This window comes from Streptomyces katrae (assembly GCF_000966975.1).
Lineage (GTDB): Bacteria > Actinomycetota > Actinomycetes > Streptomycetales > Streptomycetaceae > Streptomyces > Streptomyces katrae.
The window spans coordinates 1-1120 of record NZ_JZWV01001199.1; the positions used below are offsets into that span (position 1 = coordinate 1).

General features: G+C 76.5%; 3 protein-coding genes. 2 read left to right on the forward strand and 1 reads right to left on the reverse strand.

Annotation, left to right across the window (positions count from 1 at the left end; all coding sequences use genetic code 11):
- Nucleotides 1-350, forward strand: a 350-nt coding sequence (locus tag VR44_RS34925) for a hypothetical protein (protein ID WP_045951666.1), incomplete at its 5' end; no start/stop codon positions are given.
- Nucleotides 351-413: 63 nt separating this feature from the next.
- Here the strand turns inward: VR44_RS34925 and VR44_RS48630 are convergent.
- Nucleotides 414-548 (reverse strand): hypothetical protein, encoded by a 135-nt coding sequence (locus VR44_RS48630; protein ID WP_281187259.1) that lies wholly within the window; start codon nucleotides 546-548, stop codon nucleotides 414-416.
- Between the two features lie 157 nt (nucleotides 549-705).
- Between VR44_RS48630 and VR44_RS34930 the strand changes: the two genes are divergently transcribed.
- Nucleotides 706-1120: TetR/AcrR family transcriptional regulator (locus VR44_RS34930; protein ID WP_045951667.1), on the forward strand; the 415-nt coding region annotated here is incomplete at its 3' end.

A 1120-nucleotide genomic window follows, 5' to 3' on the forward strand; every position in this document is an offset into this window, starting at 1 on the left:
CCCCGGCCCGTTCCACCGCACCGGCGCCGCCGAAGCAGTCGAGCGCGCCCGCCCCGGCCCCCGCCCCGGCCCTGTCGCTGCGCCCGACCAGCGTCCGGGAGTTCTGCGCCAACGGTGAATGGCCGGGCACGCTGGTCGTGCGCAACAGCGGCGGCGGGAACCTGAAATGGTCGATCGGAACGCTGCCCGCCGGGGTCACCGCCGGCCCGGACAGCGGCTCCCTCGACGCCGGCGCCTCACAGGTGATCACACTGGGCGGCCGGACCGAACAGCAGCCCGCGGGCGGCCGGTTCACGATCGGCTTGTCCAGCAACGGCGGCAGCGGCCAGGTCACGGTCACCTGCGCCTGACCGAAGGAGCACGCACGGCACGAGCGCCGGCGTTCCCGCCCGCCCGGCGGGGACACCGGCCCCTCAGGCCTCCACGGGCACGGTCGTCCGCCAGATCGTCGCCCGGGCCGTGGCGAGGTCCACCCGGGGGCCACCGCGCACCAGCCGGACACCCAGCCCGTCGCACAGGGCCGGCACCAGCGTGCCGGCCCCCGCCACGTCGCAGTCGCGGAACTACCCGTACGCGATGCCCCGTTCCACCGACCGCCGACCCACGCGTGCACCGACCCCGAGGGCCGCACCTTCCTGCTGCGCCGCGAACCGGCCCCGGCCAGGGGGTGGTGTGAAGCAGTGAATCACTGCTTCAATCCTTCCCATGCCCTACCGCCGCCCGCCCGCCGTCCAGGCCCGGCTCGACGCCCGTCGGGACCGGGTGCTGGAAGCCGCCGTCCGCCTGCTGTCGAGGGAGGGGTACGCCGGCTGCTCCGTCGCCGCCATCGCCGCCGAGGCCGGCATCTCCACCGGGAGCGTCTACCAGTCGTTCTCCGGCAAGTCCGAGCTCGCCGCCGCCCTCTTCCGGACCCTCGTGGCCCGCGAGGTGGCGGCGGTCACCGCCGCCGCGGACCGTCCCGGGACCGCCGCGGAGCGGGTGGCCGGGGCCGTCGAGACCTTCGCCTCGCGGGCGCTCCAGGCGCCCCGGCGGGCCTTCGCCCTGCTCGCGGAGCCGGCCGACCCGGCCGTCGACACCGAACGCCTCGTCTTCCGGCGGGCGTTCCGCGACGTGTTCGCGG